Raw genomic sequence first — 16,202 nt, 5'->3', positions numbered from 1 at the left:
GGTGTTCGCGATCAATCTGACCGCTGGAACGAACTGCATATGGGGTGTGGTCTGCGGCGTTCAAGAGGGATCGAGTCCAAGTTTCGCGTCGCTAGCTCTTTTTGGTTTGCGAACGGATTGCGGGTCTGCCTAACGTCGGCTCCTCACGAGTAGATGGCGCGAGGGTGGCGGGGCAATGGCGGGTGATCGAACGGCAGTGACGATGTCCGCCACGCCTGAAATCGGGATGGTGGTCGTGCAGCCGACGGCCTTCTGCAACATCGCCTGCACCTATTGCTATCTTCCCGATCGCTCCAACAAGCACGTCATCGCTCAATCCACCGTGACCCGCCTCTTCCAGCAGATCTTCGCATCGGGTTGGGCCTGCGGCGAGATCACCGTGATCTGGCACGCAGGCGAGCCGCTCGTGGTGCCGGTCTCGTTTTATCGCGAAGCCTTCGCGACGATCGAACGGATGCGGCCCGCATCGGTGCAAGTGAAGCATTCGTTCCAGACCAACGGTACTTTGATCGACCGGGAGTGGTGCGACCTCTTCAAGGAGTGGCAGGTCGGCGTCGGCGTCAGTCTCGACGGGCCGCGCGAACTGCACGATCTCCATCGCAAGAGCCGCAGCGGCAAAGGGACGTTCGACAGGACGATCGCCGGCATCCGCTGCTTGCGCGACAACGACGTGGACTTCCACGTGATCTCGGTCCTGTCGCATACAAGCCTCGACCAGCCGGAGGAGCTGCTCGAGTTCTACCTGTCGGAGGGCATCGACCAGATCTGCTTCAACGTGGAGGAGTCGGAAGGCGAGCACGTTTCGAGCCTTTTCCACGGCCCCGAACTACGGCAGCGCTATGCCAGGTTTCTACGGCGTTTCTGGCACCTGGCCCGCCAGAGCGGTCGCGTCCGATTCGTGCGCGAGATCGACCTCGCGCTGCCGCGCATGTTCCGTCCCGAGGGCGTGCCGGCGCGAAACATCCAGGTCGAGCCCCTGGCGATGCTGAACGTCGACAGCCACGGCAACGTATCGAGCTTCTCGCCCGAACTCCTCGGCCTGAAGAACCCGGACTATCGCGACTATCTCCTGGGCAACATCAATTTCCAGTCGCTGCAGGAGATCCGAGACAACTGCCTCGAGTCGCCGCTTTACCGCGACATCACCGCTGGCGTGGAGGCGTGCCGCCGCTCCTGCGAGTACTTCTCTGTGTGCGGCGGCGGCGCACCGGTCAACAAGCTGTTCGAGAACGGCAGCTTTACAGGCACCGAGACCTCGTACTGCACGCTGACGCAGATGGTCCCGACGGACGTCATTCTCGAAGCCTATGACCGCCTCGCGCGGCGTGAGACCGTGAGCGCGCCGCAGTCCGACCTTTCGCCTTCGCCTATCCCGAGCGGCGAGAGCGCCGCACAATCTTCGAGGATGCCATGACCCGCAAGAAGCTCTTCACCTTCGCCTCCCTCGTCGCCGCCGGCGCGATGCTGGGCGGCCTCGCCGCCCAGGCGCAGCAGCCGGCGCCCCAGGCGGCCCCCTCCACGCCCAAGGATGCCGGGCCGACGCCGGGCGGTGGCGCGCCGGGGCCCGAAGGCACCCGGCCCTTCCCGGTGATGTTCGTCACCAGCGTCGAGCTGATCCGCTCCGAAAAGACCGGCGGCATGGACATCGTCCGCGCCCGCGGCCTCGTCACCTCCAACGCCTGGGGCGAGCCGCACCTCCTGCCGATCACCCGCGGCGAAGGCATCGACGGCATGCTCGACCTCATCTTCCAGGCCAGCGCCCCCACCGACATGGCGCCCCTCGGCCCCTTCATGCAGGTCGAGGCCATCCTGCCGATCGCCAAGGGACACCCCTACAAGGGCATCCGCGTCCGCTCCGGCTACAATGCCGTCTCGCTGAAGACCCTGCCGGGCTTCGCTGAAGTCGCGCCGCCCAAGGAAGACTGCGCCAAGTGCCTGGGCAAGTACTTCCAGGCCAAGGGTGCCGCCGCCCCCGCGGGCCAGGCCGCCGGCAATGTCGTGAAGGAAGAAGACCTGCCCTACCCGCTGCGCATCGTCCGACCGACCGACGGCATCCCCAGCTACGAGTACGAACCCAACCGCCTCACCCTCGTCCTCTCCGAAGCCGGACAGATCGTCGACGCCGCCTGGGACTGAGGAGATTTCAAGTCTTCAGACGAACTTCATCCAACTTTCGATTGCCAATTTGTAGGGGCTTGCGCAGGCTGCGGCCCGATTGAGGGAGAACGAGATGTCACAGGATCGACGTACACTTCGCACGCTGGCGCAGCTCCTGCCGTCGGGCGCGCTGGGTCTTTCGGTGAGCCTCGCGGCGGCCGATGCATCCGCAACCGCCGTCGCGGCTCCCGAAGAGTCCAACAAATCTTCGGTCGCTGACCGTCTGCAGTCGATCCGGACCGATGTCTCCAGCGCGATCGAGCAGTACCGCAAGGATGGTGAGCCCTTCGTGGCCATCGATCGCGAGCAGACGCTCGCCTGGTGGGGCAATGGCTGGCACCGCGGCTGGGGCTGGCGCAACGGCGGCTGGGGCAACGGCTGGCATAACGGCGGCTGGGGCAACGGCGGCTGGGGAAACGGCTGGCACAATGGCTGGGGAAACGGCTGGCACAACTGGTGAGCCGTGCCGCTTGAGGCAAGCGATTCCACCGTCAGTCCACGCCCTGCCCGTCCCGAGCGGCGAGAGCGCCGCACAATCTTCGAGAATGCCATGACCCGCAAGAAGCTCTTCACCTTCGCCTCCCTCGTCGCCGCCGGCGCGATGCTGGGCGGCCTCGCCGCCCAGGCGCAGCAGCCGGCGCCCCAGGCGGCCCCCTCCACGCCCAAGGATGCCGGGCCGACGCCGGGCGGTGGCGCGCCGGGGCCCGAAGGCACTCGGCCCTTCCCGGTGATGTTCGTCACCAGCGTCGAGCTGATCCGCTCCGAAAAGACCGGCGGCATGGACATCGTCCGCGCCCGCGGCCTCGTCACTTCCAACGCCTGGGGCGAGCCGCACCTCCTGCCGATCACCCGCGGCGAAGGCATCGACGGCATGCTCGACCTCATCTTCCAGGCCAGTGCGCCGTCGGACATGGCCCCCCTCGGCCCCTTCATGCAGGTCGAGGCCATCCTGCCGATCGCCAAGGGACATCCCTACAAGGGCATCCGTGTCCGCTCCGGCTACAATGCCGTCTCGCTCAAGACCCTGCCGGGCTTCGCTGAAGTCGCGCCGCCCAAGGAAGACTGCGCCAAGTGCCTGGGCAAGTACTTCCAGGCCAAGGGTGCCGCCGCCCCCGCGGGCCAGGCCGCCGGCAATGTCGTGAAGGAAGAAGACCTGCCCTACCCGCTGCGCATCGTCCGACCGACCGACGGCATCCCCAGCTACGAGTACGAACCCAACCGCCTCACCCTCGTCCTCTCCGAAGCCGGACAGATCGTCGACGCCGCCTGGGACTGAGGCAAGACATCGGTATGCCGCGCCGGAGCGGCGACCTTCGGCGAGGAGTCGGCCAGACTCCTCGACCGGCACGATTGATTGTCGTGACAATGCACATGCCGGGGCAATCACCCCCCCCATTGCAGGCGACGCGCGTTAGCCCTCGGCGGCTTGTAGGTTTGAGAAGCGCCAGCTGACCCATTTCGGTGAGCAGCCGCCTTGTCGACTCTTGGGTTGTCCGTTTAGCTTTTCTCCCTTGGAGACAAGCACGTGATTCCAAAGACCATCTTTCGCACCCTGACGGGCCACGCTCTCATCATGTGGACGAAGGGCTCCGCCGTTGGCCGGTCCATGCCGAAACAATGGCGCCGTGGCGAACGGGGGCACGATCGCAGGCCGCTTCAACCGCGCGGCAGCACGATGCCGGACGCTCGTCTGAAGTGGGTGGCCTTTGTCTTCGGAACGCTGGCGTTGCTTTGGGTATGGCCCGCCGAAGCGCAGGTGAATTGTACCGGGCTCTCGGTCACCCAATGCAACATGGCCAATGACCAATATACTCTTCTGCAGAACTTTCAGGGACTGCCCACGACGCAAGCGGGGCAGAGCGCACTGAAGGCCGACCTCGCCACGGTCGTCAGCATCTATAACAACGCCACACCGGCACAGCGTGCTCAAGCCGCTCAGAATTCCCAATCGGTCGTCAGCTCGTGGAACGGCAACACCGACAGTTACAATCCGACTGCCCAGTACAACGTCTGGCAGCAAATCTCACCCGGCAGCCCGATTCACTCTTCGCTGGGCGCATTTCCCCAGCTCAAGATGTCGGCGGCGCTTGCAGATACGCTGTCGGGCACGCTTGCGAGGGACGTCAACGCTTGGTCAAGCGAGCAAACGACGTCTCCGACCATCAGCGCGATCACACAACTTCTTCAAGGCTACTACACCGTGCCTCCAGGCAGCACTCCCCCGAGTTTTGTCGGGGGCGGGAGTATTGCCGGCGTGCAGATGGTCGGCCCGCTCAAGGACGCCTTCACCGCGTATGCCATCTACTTTCCTTACTCGGATCCGGCGAACACAACGCCCTACTCCCTGCCACCCTGCGGCGCGCCGCCCTGCCAGCCGGACCCGCGTCCCTATCAGCTGTCGACAGCGATCTCGCTTTGGCAACCGAACCAGGCCTCCGCGAGCGTTATGTCCAGCCAATCCGAACAGTGGGTCGAAAATCAGACCTCGGGCGCCTTCCCCAGCGGCCACTCAACCTACGGAAATACGACAGCACTCCTGCATGCAATCATGTTTCCGCAGGCCTACCAAAGCCTGATGGTTTCGGGTCAGCAGTTCGGATTGAGCCGCAACGTCCTGGGGGTCCATCACACGCTGGACATCATCGGGGGGCGGATGCTCGCCTATTACACGATGACGCAGCTGCTGTCGGGCAACTACGCCCTGTCGGCGGCAGACATTCCCACCTTCGCCGGCGTTCCCGCCTACTCGGACTTCCAGACGTACGTCTCGCAACTGGCCGCGATACTTCAGCATCAGGTCGGCTCGGTTGCCACCGTACCATACGCGGCTTGTGCCGCAAACGTGGCCAGCTGCATGAGCGGCGGCGTCATTCCGAGCGCCGCGCAGTTCGCCGCATCAAACCAGGCCTATGAGGCGCAAGCGACCTATGGCCTGCCGCCGGTGGGGGCCACGAATATGCCAGGAGTGGTTCCGGCTGGTGCCGAATTGCTGCTCACAACGCGCTTTCCCTATCTCGCTCACAACCAAATCCGCGAGGTACTGAAGACCACCGAGTTGCCGTCCGGCGGCCCTCTCGACGACGGCACGGGCTGGGCTCGCCTCAATCTCTTCAAGGCGGCCGGTGGCTACGGTGCCTTCGATTCCAACGTAACCGCCACCCTCGACGCGTCGCTCGGCGGCTTCAACGCCGTGGACATGTGGAGCAACGACATCACGGGACCTGGCGGTCTCACCAAGCGTGGCAGCGGCCTGCTGATCTTGGGAGGCACCAACAGCTATGGCGGTGGTACGAAGGTGGAAGAAGGAACACTGGCCCTGTCCGGCAGCATGACCGGCAATCTGGATATTCGCGCAGGCGCCAGCTTCGTGAGCTCGGGCGGCTACAAGGTCGCAGCGGGAGCAACGCTGACCAATCAGGGCACCTTCCAATCCGTCAATTCCAGCCTTGTGAACAACGGCACCATCGAGAATGCCGGCGAAATTCTGGGCGGGGTAACGAACAACGGCGCCTTCCATCAGTTGTCCGGAAGATTCGAGAACGGGCCGGGCTCGGCCTTCGTCAACAACGGAACATTCACGGGTGACATCACCAATAGCGGGTATCTGGGCGGGTCAGGCACCTTCACCGGCACGGTCGCCAACAATGGAACTGTCGCGCCCGGCAACTCCATCGGCACTCTCGCGGTCAACGGCAGCTACACGCAGGCCGCCGGCAGCTCCTATCTGGTCGAGACCAACGCCCAGGGTCAGAGCGACCTCATCGCCGTGGGCGGCGCCCCGGGCACCGCTACGATCGCGGCCGGCAGCAATATCTTCGTGGCACCGTCCTCCAGCGGCCCCTATGCGCCCCGCACCACCTATACGATCCTGAGCGCCACCGGTGGCGTCACCGGCACCTATTCGTCGGTCGCCAGCAGCCTGCCGTTCCTCCTGCCGAGCCTCAGCTACGACGCCAACAACGTCTATCTCGCGCTTCAGATCGGCGGCTTCGCCCGCCAGGCCCAGACGCCCAACCAGGCCGCCGTCGGCGCGGCGCTGGATGCCGGCGCCATCGGCGCCACCGGCGACTTCGCCACGGTGCTGGGCGCCTTCTCGACGATGAATGCCCAGCAGGGCGTCGCGGCCATGAACACGATCAGCGGCCAGAACTATTCCGCCTTCTCCTCGGCCGGCATCGCCACCACCCAGATCTTCATGACCAATTTCGCCAACACGGTGGGCGGCACGTCGGGCGGCGGCAATCGCGTGGCCCTGGCCGAGGCCTGCGACGTTGCCTGCGACACGAGCGAGCCGGCGCGCTGGGGCGCCTGGGGCGGCGCGCTGGGCGGCTTCGGCGTCGTCGGCGGCAACGCCAATGCCGGCACGCTCACCTACAATCTCGGCGGTTTCGCCGCCGGCCTCGACCGCCGCGTCACGGACGAGCTGCTGGTCGGCGTCACCGCCGGCTTCACCAGCGGCAGCCAGTGGGTCGGCGGCTTCTCCGGCCGCGGCCTCTCCGACACCTTCCAGGCCGGCCTCTATGCCAGCTACGCCAAGACCGCCGTCTATGTCGACGCTCTGGCGGCCTACGCCTATTCCGACAACCAGATGCAGCGGCAGATCACCATCCCCGGCCTGTCGCGCACCGCCAACGGCCGCACCGGCGCCAACCTGTTCTTCGGCCAGCTCGAGGCGGGCTACCGCTTCGACATCGGCGGACGCGCGGATGCCTACATCACGCCGTTCGCGCGCCTGCAGGGCGCAACGGCCACGCAGAGCGCCTTCAGCGAATCGGGCGCGGGCGCGCTCGACCTCTCGGTCGCCGCGCAGACCACCAACTCGCTGCGCAGCGTGCTCGGCGCCCAGCTCGGCGGCGCCCTGGATCTCGGCTGGCGCGACAAGCTCGCGATGACGGTCAAGCTCGGTTGGGGCCACGAATATGCCGACACGGCGCGGCCCGTCACCGCCTCCTTCGTCGGCGCGCCCGCCCTGCCGTTCACGACCTACGGCGCCGCGCCGCAACGCGACAGCGTCGTGCTGGGCCTCTCCGCCAGCACCGCGATCGCCGACGCCACCTCCCTCTACTTCCGGTACGAAGGCAACATCTCCAGCCAGGATTCCAACCAGGCCCTCACCGCCGGATTCCGCATGACCTGGTAGTCGTGCGGCGGGCGCGGCGGTCATCATCATCATCGCCCCCGTCACGTTGCTCTAGCAATTGCTCGGCCCGGCTTCGTGTCCGGCGTGGGTGCGTGGTTCGCGCTGGGCGTTGCCTGCTCCCGAGGAGGCTTTCGCGACGAAGCCCTCGCAGCGGGCAAAGGCTCAGTCGTCGACGGAAACGGCGGCTGGCATCGCCTCGAGGTCGCGTTCGGTGAGGCTCGCCGCCACTTGCTTGCGGAACCGTTCGAGGTCGGCGCCTCGCAGCTGGGCGCGCTTCAACTCGGGATGGGTGATGGGATTGACCGGCTTGCCGTCGACCTGGAGCTCGAAATGCAGATGGGCGCCGGTCGAACGCCCCGTGCTGCCGACGTAACCGATCACGTCGCCGCGCGACACCACCATGCCCGGCTGCAGGCCGCTCGCGAAGCCGGAGAGGTGGCCGTAGACGGTCGCCAACTTGCCGCCATGCTCGAGGCGGATCCAATTGCCATAGCGGCCGTTCGGCGCCGCCCCAATGACGATACCATCGGCGGCTGCCACGACGGGCGTACCTGTCGACGCCACCAGATCGACGCCCTCATGCATGAACAGCGACCGGGACGAAGGCCGCGCCGACAATGCATAGGCCGGCGGCGCCCGGAACCCGCCATAGGAGGAACTGCCATACGCCGACTGCCCGGAAGACGATGCGCCACCCACGCCGACGCCCGCCCGCGGCATGTCGGTGGCGCCTCCCGTCGGCAGGCCCGGCGGCAGGGGCTTCGCGAGCTTCGGCCCCCCGGCGCCCTGCGGCTTGCCGCCATAGGACGGCGGCTGGTCGAAGGGATCGGCGCGCAGGCCGAATCCCGACGAGATGGATACGGTATCGAGGGGCAGCCGGAACGAAGGCGGCGTCGCCGCCTGGCCGCTCGCCATCCAGAAGCGCTCGGTGTTGTCGCGCGTCCGGAAACGATGGATCGCCATCACGCCCTTGGGCGTGCGCAACTCCATCCAAAGGACGTGGCCGGTATCCAGCGGCGCGCCCGCCTGGGTGAAAGTCTGCTCGTAGCGGACATAGAACCGGTCGCCGTCACGCATCTCCTTCTTGAGATCCACCGACGTCTCGAGCGCCAGTAGCGCCTCGATCAGGGCCGGGGCCGGCACCCCCGCCGCTGCGGCCGAGGCCTCGAACGAGCCGCCGGAGATCACGCCCGCAACGCCGATGCGGCGCTGGAATGGGAGATAGGCCTGCTGTCGGGCATCGTCCTGGCCATCGCCCAGAAGTCGATCCGCCTCAACGAGCCCATAGGCCAGGATCGCTTCGCTCACCGGGCCCGTGCTCACAGGCGGTGGTACGGGATCCGCCAGGGGGATGATCGGCTGGATCTCTTCCAGCTCGACTTCGATGAACAGACTGCGCGCCAGCAGGCCGTTCACCGAGGCCAATTGAACGAAGGACAGATGATCCTGGAGGCCGGCGTCGGTGGTCGCCCACGGCAGATCGCGCGCCACGCCCTGGGACGTGCCGCCGAAAAGCAATGAGGCGGCGAAAGCCGCGGCGACCGAGGGTCGATTCATTCAGTCCTTTCTTAGGGCCGACGTCGGGGCATCGCTCGTGACCACCGCGTGGTCTCCGACCTTACCTCATTTGCGGGACCGGTTTCCATGCCCGGACTCGCCTTTCCGCCTCGGTGATTTGCGCAGGGGTCATGCGCGCAGAAAGGGTAGCAAGGTCCTTTCTGGCCTGATCGAGCCGGTCCTGATTCTTGGCCGTGTAGCGGTCGGTCGAAAGCTTGATCCACTTGTAGGCTTCGACATCGTCCCGCGGCGGAACACCTTCCCCGAAGCCCAGCATGAAACCGATATTGTTCTGGGCGCGGGCATATCCCTGCTTGGCAGCGGCAAGATAGAGGCGCGCGGCTTCATTCAGATTGCGCGGAACGCCCTCGCCGCTCCAATACATCGCGCCCAGCAGCGTCTGCGCCTCGGCATCGCCCTTGGCAGCCCACACCTTCCAGATCCGCACGGCGGTTGCCATGTCCTTGCGCTCGTAGGCGCCCGCCGCCTGGCGCATCTGTTCTTCGAAGGACTGGGCCATGGACGGCGCCGACAGCACCGAGACGACAAGGAGGAGAAGCGCGGCCAGGAGCGTTTTCATGGCGCCATGATATGCCGACGCCTCTCTGGTTCGACAAGTCCGCCGGCGCACACTCTGGAAAAGCCAGGAGCCGCATTTGCAGCAACGCGGGGGAACCCGAGGCGTTGGCTGCCGAGGTGAAATCGATGGGAGACTCTTGATGGCTACCGCCGGTCCCAATCTCAACGCTGTCCCGCCGGGCAACCCGCAATCGGAAGAATCGCGCGCCCACGAGCAGACTTACGAAGGCTTCAGCAAGCTGGTGCTTTTCGCCGTGCTTCACATCATCCTGGTGCTGGCCTGCATGGCCCTGGGCTTCGTGGGGCATCTGCCATTCTTCGCCGTCATACTGGGCCTCGGCGGCACCCTTGCTCTGATCGTGGGATTCGCGATCTCGAGCTAGCTAAACAGGCCGCGCCCCTTGGTCGGCCTGCGATGGCGGCGCAGGGCAACGCGCCCCGTAGACTTGCGTCCAGGCACGCGTGAATTCGGCGCCCAGCAGAAAGATCTGGGCCGAATAGAAGATCCACAGCAGCAGGACGATCAAGGCCCCGGCCGCGCCGAAGCTCGAGGCGACGTCGGACTGGCCGATATAGAGGGCGATCAGATATTTGCCGCCCTCGAACAGCCCCGTGGCCGCCAGAGCGCCGACCGCGACGTCGCGCCAGCGTATCGGCGTGTCCGGCAGCACCTTGTACATGATCGCGAACAGGCTCGAGATGAGCGCGACCGAAATGGCCAGATCCGCCACCTGCACCGCGACCACGGCGGCCGGAAAAGTGTGCTTGAGGAACGTCCCCAATGCGGTCAGTGCCGCACTGATTGCCAGCGATACCATCAGGACGAATCCCAACGTGACCACCAGGCCAAAGCTGGCGAGCCGCGCGCGCATCAGCCGCGACATGGTCGAACGCCTGGGCTTGGCCTTCCAGATCGCATTGAGGGCCGACTGGACTTCGCCAAACACGCCGCTGGCAGCCAGCAGGATGGTGAACAGGCCGATCAGCGTCGCGACGATACCCGTCATGCGATCGCTGGCGCTCCGGATCATGGCCTGCATCGCTTCCGCCGTTTCACGCCCCATCAGCCCGCTTAGTTGCTCGACCACCGCCCCCTGCGCAGCCTCCTGTCCAAAGGCCAGCCCCGCAACGGCGATGACGAGCAGCAAGACGGGCGCCAGGGAGAAAAGCGTGAAGTAGGCAATGGCCGCTCCCCGGCTGAAGGCATCGTCGGCGATGAAGCCTTCGACGGTCTCGGTGAGGAGGCGCCGGAAGCGGCCGGAAAGGGAGGGAGTTTCTACGGGTGACGTTTCCACGGCCGAAAACGCGGCCGGAGGAAATTCGCTCCACTACGGGGATAGGGTTATGACATGTTGCGCCGCTTCTCCGTCCGACGCCGATCCAGGATATCGACATGACCCGTGCCAGCCGTCGTTTGGTCCTTGCCGCCGCCCTGAGCCTGCTGCCCTCCCTCTCCTCGCAGGCCCAGACTCCGCCCGACGTCCCGCAGAAAGTCGAGATCCTGCTCGACTGGAAGGCCCTGCCGACCTACGCCGGATTTTTCCTCGCCCGCGAGATGGGCGCGTTCGAGCGGCGCGGCCTGGAAGTCACCTTCGCCGAGACGCAGGGCGCGATCTCATCGGCGGAGATGATCGGTTCCGGGAAGCAATATTGGATTGGCTCATCGAGCGGCATTGCCACCGCCATCGCTTGCTCTAAGGGGCAACCCATCAAGAGCCTTGCCGTCTACTATGCCAAGACGCCGACGGTGATCTACACGCGCGGCGAGGACCGCATCGCCCATCCGCGCGACCTCTACGGCAAGACGCTGGGGCTCGTTCCCGGCAGCATCACCAACGAGGAGTTTCGCGCACTGATCGCCGCCAACCGGCTCGATCGCGGCAAGATTCAGGAGAAAACGGTCAATTGGAGCGCCTACGACCTGGTCGAGAAGAAGGTCGATGCGCTGATCGACTATGACGAAATGGCGCCCTCGGAACTGATTGCCGAGGGGCGCCATATAATGATGATCCGCCTGGCCGATTTCGGTGTGAGGGCCTACAGCCTGAACCTCATCGTCAACGATGCCGCCTGGGCCGATCCGGCCCGGCGCGAGATCGCGCGGAAGGTCGAAGAGGCGGTCCAGGAAGGGTACAACATGGTTCGGGAGCGGCCGGGAGATGCAGCTTTGTACTTCTCCCGCATCTTCCCGCGGCTGGCGCCGCGCTATGTCGACCGCAGCATCGCCACGGTCTCGCAGCAGCTCTCCGGCCCGCCCACAGGCATACAGACCCGCGCAGGCTGGGAAGCCACGATCAAGACGCTCGAGCAGCTCGGCCTGCTCGCCAGACCGATCACGGTCGACGAGGTGGCGATCTTCAATTGAGGACGACCGCTAACCTGCGCACGTCCTACCAGCCCCAGAGCAACTGCCGGGAAATCCAGCCGCGAATCCCACCGTCGCGCTGAACCTTGATCCAGCCCGTCCGGCGCTCGAGGGTCTTCAGCGTGTCGCCATAGGAGACCTTGCCGACGATGCGGCCCGAGGTGCTCGGCTGGCTGCGCACGTTGGCGGTCTTGACCTTCACGATGTGATACGGGGTCTTGCCGGTCAGCGTGCGAAGAACCCAGCCTTTGTCGTTCTCGAAATCCTGTACCTGCAGCCATTCGCCCCGTCGTCCGACGACCTTCAGGGGGAAGCCCCTGCCCAGCACCCACTCGGCGGAGTGACGTGTTCCCGGACCGGAGCGCAGGTTCACTTCCTCGCGGGCCACGCTGACCATTTGCTGGGCAACGGCCTGCGGCATATCCAGCGCGAAGATGCCGGCGACGAGGACAATCAGGAAATAGCGAGCGAAGAGCATTCGGGGGCTTTCCTTCCCGGAGATGTTCAGGGAACACCCGCCCCGGTTCAGGACCTTCGGGATGGGCATGCGTCGTTCATGCCATTGTCGCCCGATTGGCGCTCCACGTCACCCGCTTGACAACCCGAGCATCACATTGGCCGCGTTTGTGCTCTTCCCTGCAGACGATTGGCGCCGGCGACCACGACCGTGGTGATCGCCACCATCGTCAGGCTGAGGACCGCGATGGCGCCGACATCGCCGCTCTCCTTCAGGTCGAAGATCAGTACCGACAGCACCTTCGTCTCCGAGGTGAACAGGATCACGGCGGCGGAGAGCTCGCGGATCGTCGCGACGAAAATGAAACACCAGGTGGCGATCACGGCCGAGCGCAGCAGCGGCGCGGTGATGTCGGCCAAGGTGCGCAGGCGCGTGGCACCCAGCATACGGCCCGCCTCTTCCAGTTCGGGATGCACGGCATGGAAGGCCGAGCCGAGTTGCTGGTAGGCTGCCGGCAGCTCGATCGTCACGAAGGCGATTAGCAGGATCCACAGCGTGCCATAGAGGGCGAGCGGCGGGCGCGTATAGGCGAGGAACAGGCCGACGCCCAGGACAATGCCCGGGATCGCGAGCGGCGCGGTGGCGAGGAAGCCCAGCACGCGATAGCCACGCACCGCCTTGCGCGCCACGATGTAGGCGATCATCAGCGCCAGCAGCGCGCCCAGGGTGGCCGAAGCGGTCGCCAGCAGGAACGTGTTCTTGAGCGCCGGCATCGTCGAACTCAGCTCGAGGAAGGTGAACTTCACGTTGTGCAGGGTGATCGTCTCGGGGCCGACGATGCGCGAGGCGACCCTCGAGAAGGCCGAGTTGAACAGTGCCGCGTACGGCAGGAAGAGCGGCATGGCGAGGACGAACAGCGCCAGCGCCACGGCCGGCACGCGCAGCCAACCCAGCCGGATGGGCCGCGGCGCACCGTACTTCCCGCCCAGCACCGCATAGCCGCGCCGGCCGAGCGCCATCGCCTGGGCTCGCAGCAGCAGCACGGTCAGCACCAGCAGCGGTACCGATGCCGCCGCCGCGAGTTCCGGCTTGGGTGGAAACTGGAACAGGCTCCAGATGCGCGTGGTCAGCGTGTGGAAGCCTGCCGGGATGGCCAGGATCGCCGGCGAGCCGAACAGGTTCAGCGCCTGCAGGAAGGCGACGAGCGCCCCGGCCAGGAGGACCGGCAGCGCCAGCGGTACGGTGATCAGCCGCGCGGTCTGCCAGGTCTTGGCCCCCAGCATGGACGACGCGTCTTCCAGCTCGCCGGGCATGCGATCAAGTGCATTGGCGACCAGGATGAAGACGTAGGGGAACGTGTAGCAGGAGATGACGAAGATCAGCCCGGTGAGACTGTAGATGTCGAACAGGGCCTCATCGGACGGCATGCCGCTGAGCAGGCGCCAGAGCTGGTTCAGCAGTCCCGAGTTGGGCGCCGCCAGCATTTCCCAGGCGATGGCCCCGACGAAGGGCGGCGTCACCAGCGAGGCCATGACCAGGGTTCGAATCGTGCGGGCCAGCGGCATGTCGGTGCGCGCCACCAGCCAGCCGAGCGGCGCGGCGACCAGGCAGCAGATCGCACTCACCGAGCTGGCGATGATCAAGGTCGTGATCAGCGGATCGACGAAGGTGGGATCGGTGAACAGCGCCACGAAGTTGGCCAGCGTGACGCCGCCATCCTTGCCCGTGAGGCTCACGACGAGCAGCCAGCCGACCGGCAGCACGATCATCACCGCCAGGAGGGCGGCGACCGCGACGAGAACGGGCCGCGACAGGTCGAAGCTGCGGGTCATACCTTGAAGTAGCGCTGGTAGCGGGACTTGATCTCGTCCGCCTGCCTCTCGACCTCGGCCGGATCCTCGGGCAACGTCTTGATCGACGCCAGCGCCGGGCGCCCGGCCTTGGCCTTCACCAGCTTGTTGGCGGGATACTGGCCGCTCAGGTTGACGATGAACTCCTGGCCCTCGGGCGACATGATCCAGCCGACCAGCAGGCGCGCGGCATTGGGATTGGGCGAGGACTTGAAGATCGCCATCGGATTTGAGATCTGCGGCGTGCCCTCGACAGCATGCACGACCTCGATCGGCGAGCCGCGCTCCTTGGCCATCCAGAAGAGATAGTCGCTGCCATCGACGGCGATGGCGCGCTCACCGGCCTCGATGCGCTTGGGTGGTTCGGTGGCCGACTGGACCTGCAGCACCTTCTGCTTCGAGAGCTTCTCGAAATACTCCCACCCCAGAGCCTTCGCGAGCTGCTGGGTCGCCGTCATGATCGTGCCGGAGTAGCCCGGATGGCCCTTCACCAGCTTGCCCGCATACTTCGAATCGAGCAGATCGACGAAACCCTTGGGCGCCTCCTCGGGCTTCACCAGCTTCGTGTTGTAGGCGATGGTCGACAGGTGCGTGCGCTGGTTGACGAAGGCAGCGTCGGCGTCGCGCTGATCGGCCGGAAGATTCTCAGCCATGTCGGGCGTCAGGAAGGGTTCGAGCCAGCCCTGCCGCTTCCACACGATGAAGTGTGCGGCATCGGAGCTGTTGGCCACGTCGACCCGGCGGATGTTGCTGCCGACTTCCTGGCCGATGCGGTTGAACAGCCGCTCCGCGCCGGTGCGTTCCACGGCGACCTTGATGCCGGGATACTTCGCTTCGAAGGCCTTGGCCATCGGCTCGGCGACCGAGAGATCCATCGCCGTGTAATAGGTGACCTTGCCTTCCTTCTTCGCCGCCTCCAGCAGGTCCGGCGTGATGGCTTGCGGCGGCGGTGCGGCGGACAGGACCCGCGCGCCGAGCGGCGCGAGGATGGTGGAGGCCGCGGCGGCGGCAACGAATTGACGACGGCGCATGGGCTACACCTTGAAGAACTTGACGTACTGGGCCTTGATTGCGTCCGCCTGGTCGGCCACGACGCTCGCCTCTTCCTTCAATGTCTTGATGTCGGAGAACTTCTTCATGTCGGCGCGGTCCACGGCCTGGGAATGCGCCGAGCGCAGCGCACCGACATCGATGTTGAGCTGCTGCGCCTCGCGTGTCATCGACCAGGCTTGGAACAGCCGCGCCGCGTTGGGATTGGGAGCAGCGGCCATGACGGCGGACGGTCCGGTGATGAGCGGCGTGCCCTCGGTCGCATAGACCAGCTCGACCGGCTCACCGCGCGTCTTCAGGTCTTCGACGACGTATTCGCCGCCATCGGCCATGACGGCGCGCTCGCCCTGCGCGATCTTCTTCGGCGGTTCGGTCGCCGACTGGACCTGCATGACCTTCTGCTTGGAGAGCTTCTCGAACCACGACCAGCCGAGGTCACGGCTCAGCTGCTGCGTCGCCGTCATGATGGTGCCGCTGTAACCCGGATGCGCTTTGACGATCTTGCCGATCCACTTGGGATCGAGCAGGTCGGCATAGGATTTCGGCGCATCCTCGGCCTTCACCAGCTTGGTATTGTAGGCGATCGGCGAGAGCGTGATGCGCCACGAGGCGTACATGCCGTCGGGGTCCTTGTGCACGGCGGGAAAGAACTGCGCCACGTCTTCGGGCACGAAGGGCGCCAGCATCTTCGCGCGCTTCCACACGATGAAGTGCGCGGCGTCGGTGCTGTTCACCACGTCGCAGTTGTAGATCTTGTTCTGGAACTCCTGGCCGATGCGCTGGAAATTGCGCTCCGCGCCCGAACGCTCGACCTTCATGATGATGCCAGGATATTTCGCCTCGAAGGCCTTGGCGACCTTCTCGCCCAGGGTCAGGTCTACCGACGTGTACCAGGAGAACTTACCCTCCTTGCGGGCGGCCTCGATCAGCGCCGGCGTGATCCTGGTCGGCTCCGGTGGCGCCGCGCGCACCGGCGTGATGAACGAACCGGCGGCCATCGCCGTCGAAGCGGTAAGCACACGGCGTCGCGTCAGCTTCCTCGTCATG

14 protein-coding genes are annotated in these 16,202 nt (G+C 65.7%); 7 read left to right on the top strand and 7 right to left on the bottom strand.

The genetic code is table 11. The features are described from left to right. Positions 1 to 202 precede the first annotated feature (202 nt). The 5 genes from grrM to ACO07I_RS25730 all read left to right on the top strand — a co-directional run bounded on the left by grrM (position 203) and on the right by ACO07I_RS25730 (position 7,297). On the top strand, positions 203 to 1,414 hold the full coding sequence (grrM, locus tag ACO07I_RS25750) for a cyclophane-forming radical SAM/SPASM peptide maturase GrrM/OscB (RefSeq protein ID WP_422012522.1): 1,212 nt from the start codon (positions 203 to 205) through the stop codon (positions 1,412 to 1,414). Then, positions 1,411 to 2,136: a hypothetical protein gene (locus ACO07I_RS25745; RefSeq protein WP_422012520.1), complete on the top strand. Its 726-nt coding sequence runs from the start codon at positions 1,411 to 1,413 to the stop codon at positions 2,134 to 2,136. Before grrM ends, ACO07I_RS25745 begins: the two co-directional genes overlap by 4 nt. 94 nt (positions 2,137 to 2,230) lie before the next feature. After that, positions 2,231 to 2,617, top strand: a complete 387-nt coding sequence (gene grrA / locus ACO07I_RS25740) for a GrrA/OscA1 family cyclophane-containing rSAM-modified RiPP (RefSeq protein ID WP_422012518.1) — start codon at positions 2,231 to 2,233, stop codon at positions 2,615 to 2,617. A 90-nt stretch (positions 2,618 to 2,707) separates the two neighbouring features. After that, positions 2,708 to 3,433: a hypothetical protein gene (locus ACO07I_RS25735; RefSeq protein WP_422012516.1), complete on the top strand. Its 726-nt coding sequence runs from the start codon at positions 2,708 to 2,710 to the stop codon at positions 3,431 to 3,433. Positions 3,434 to 3,730: 297 nt separating this feature from the next. Further along, entirely contained in the window at positions 3,731 to 7,297 is a 3,567-nt protein-coding gene (locus ACO07I_RS25730) for an autotransporter domain-containing protein (RefSeq protein WP_422018376.1), read from the top strand. Between the two features lie 162 nt (positions 7,298 to 7,459). On the opposite strand, the gene ACO07I_RS25725 is transcribed toward ACO07I_RS25730, so the two are convergent. Beyond that, a complete protein-coding gene (locus ACO07I_RS25725; protein WP_422012514.1) occupies positions 7,460 to 8,854 on the bottom strand; it encodes a M23 family metallopeptidase in 1,395 nt (464 codons plus the stop codon). 61 nt (positions 8,855 to 8,915) lie between these two features. Continuing rightward, entirely contained in the window at positions 8,916 to 9,434 is a 519-nt protein-coding gene (locus tag ACO07I_RS25720) for a tetratricopeptide repeat protein (protein WP_422012512.1), read from the bottom strand. A 139-nt stretch (positions 9,435 to 9,573) separates the two neighbouring features. Here ACO07I_RS25720 and ACO07I_RS25715 point away from each other — a divergent pair, with 139 nt between their 5' ends. Then, entirely contained in the window at positions 9,574 to 9,816 is a 243-nt protein-coding gene (locus tag ACO07I_RS25715; protein ID WP_422012510.1) for an aa3-type cytochrome c oxidase subunit IV, read from the top strand. Here ACO07I_RS25715 and ACO07I_RS25710 read toward each other — a convergent pair whose 3' ends face one another. Further along, positions 9,817 to 10,728, bottom strand: a complete 912-nt coding sequence (locus tag ACO07I_RS25710; protein WP_422012508.1) for a YihY/virulence factor BrkB family protein — start codon at positions 10,726 to 10,728, stop codon at positions 9,817 to 9,819. 98 nt (positions 10,729 to 10,826) lie between these two features. Between ACO07I_RS25710 and ACO07I_RS25705 the strand changes: the two genes are divergently transcribed. Continuing rightward, positions 10,827 to 11,798, top strand: a complete 972-nt coding sequence (locus ACO07I_RS25705; protein ID WP_422012506.1) for an ABC transporter substrate-binding protein — start codon at positions 10,827 to 10,829, stop codon at positions 11,796 to 11,798. A gap of 25 nt (positions 11,799 to 11,823) precedes the next feature. On the opposite strand, the gene ACO07I_RS25700 is transcribed toward ACO07I_RS25705, so the two are convergent. The 4 genes from ACO07I_RS25700 to ACO07I_RS25685 form a co-directional block, all read right to left on the bottom strand. After that, a complete protein-coding gene (locus ACO07I_RS25700) occupies positions 11,824 to 12,345 on the bottom strand; it encodes an SH3 domain-containing protein (RefSeq protein WP_422012504.1) in 522 nt (173 codons plus the stop codon). Between the two features lie 62 nt (positions 12,346 to 12,407). Beyond that, positions 12,408 to 14,087, bottom strand: coding sequence for an ABC transporter permease (locus tag ACO07I_RS25695; RefSeq protein ID WP_422012502.1), 1,680 nt, complete (start codon positions 14,085 to 14,087; stop codon positions 12,408 to 12,410). Further along, positions 14,084 to 15,136, bottom strand: a complete 1,053-nt coding sequence (locus ACO07I_RS25690; RefSeq protein WP_422012500.1) for an ABC transporter substrate-binding protein — start codon at positions 15,134 to 15,136, stop codon at positions 14,084 to 14,086. Before ACO07I_RS25690 ends, ACO07I_RS25695 begins: the two co-directional genes overlap by 4 nt. 3 nt (positions 15,137 to 15,139) lie before the next feature. Next, positions 15,140 to 16,201 (bottom strand): extracellular solute-binding protein, encoded by a 1,062-nt coding sequence (locus ACO07I_RS25685; protein ID WP_422012498.1) that lies wholly within the window; start codon positions 16,199 to 16,201, stop codon positions 15,140 to 15,142. Position 16,202: the final 1 nt, after the last annotated feature.

The sequence above is a fragment of the Reyranella sp. genome, assembly GCF_965227665.1.
Classification (GTDB): domain Bacteria; phylum Pseudomonadota; class Alphaproteobacteria; order Reyranellales; family Reyranellaceae; genus Reyranella.
This window is presented reverse-complemented; position numbering and strand designations above follow the sequence as displayed.

Coding starts and splice junctions, on each gene's coding strand:
- grrM (WP_422012522.1), top strand. CDS start 203: ATGTCCGCCACGCCTGAAATCGGGATGGTGGTCGTGCAGCCGACGGCC.
- ACO07I_RS25745 (WP_422012520.1), top strand. CDS start 1,411: ATGACCCGCAAGAAGCTCTTCACCTTCGCCTCCCTCGTCGCCGCCGGC.
- grrA (WP_422012518.1), top strand. CDS start 2,231: ATGTCACAGGATCGACGTACACTTCGCACGCTGGCGCAGCTCCTGCCG.
- ACO07I_RS25735 (WP_422012516.1), top strand. CDS start 2,708: ATGACCCGCAAGAAGCTCTTCACCTTCGCCTCCCTCGTCGCCGCCGGC.
- ACO07I_RS25730 (WP_422018376.1), top strand. CDS start 3,731: ATGTGGACGAAGGGCTCCGCCGTTGGCCGGTCCATGCCGAAACAATGG.
- ACO07I_RS25725 (WP_422012514.1), bottom strand. CDS start 8,854: ATGAATCGACCCTCGGTCGCCGCGGCTTTCGCCGCCTCATTGCTTTTC.
- ACO07I_RS25720 (WP_422012512.1), bottom strand. CDS start 9,434: ATGAAAACGCTCCTGGCCGCGCTTCTCCTCCTTGTCGTCTCGGTGCTG.
- ACO07I_RS25715 (WP_422012510.1), top strand. CDS start 9,574: ATGGCTACCGCCGGTCCCAATCTCAACGCTGTCCCGCCGGGCAACCCG.
- ACO07I_RS25705 (WP_422012506.1), top strand. CDS start 10,827: ATGACCCGTGCCAGCCGTCGTTTGGTCCTTGCCGCCGCCCTGAGCCTG.
- ACO07I_RS25700 (WP_422012504.1), bottom strand. CDS start 12,345: ATGCCCATCCCGAAGGTCCTGAACCGGGGCGGGTGTTCCCTGAACATC.
- ACO07I_RS25695 (WP_422012502.1), bottom strand. CDS start 14,087: ATGACCCGCAGCTTCGACCTGTCGCGGCCCGTTCTCGTCGCGGTCGCC.
- ACO07I_RS25690 (WP_422012500.1), bottom strand. CDS start 15,136: ATGCGCCGTCGTCAATTCGTTGCCGCCGCCGCGGCCTCCACCATCCTC.
- ACO07I_RS25685 (WP_422012498.1), bottom strand. CDS start 16,201: ATGACGAGGAAGCTGACGCGACGCCGTGTGCTTACCGCTTCGACGGCG.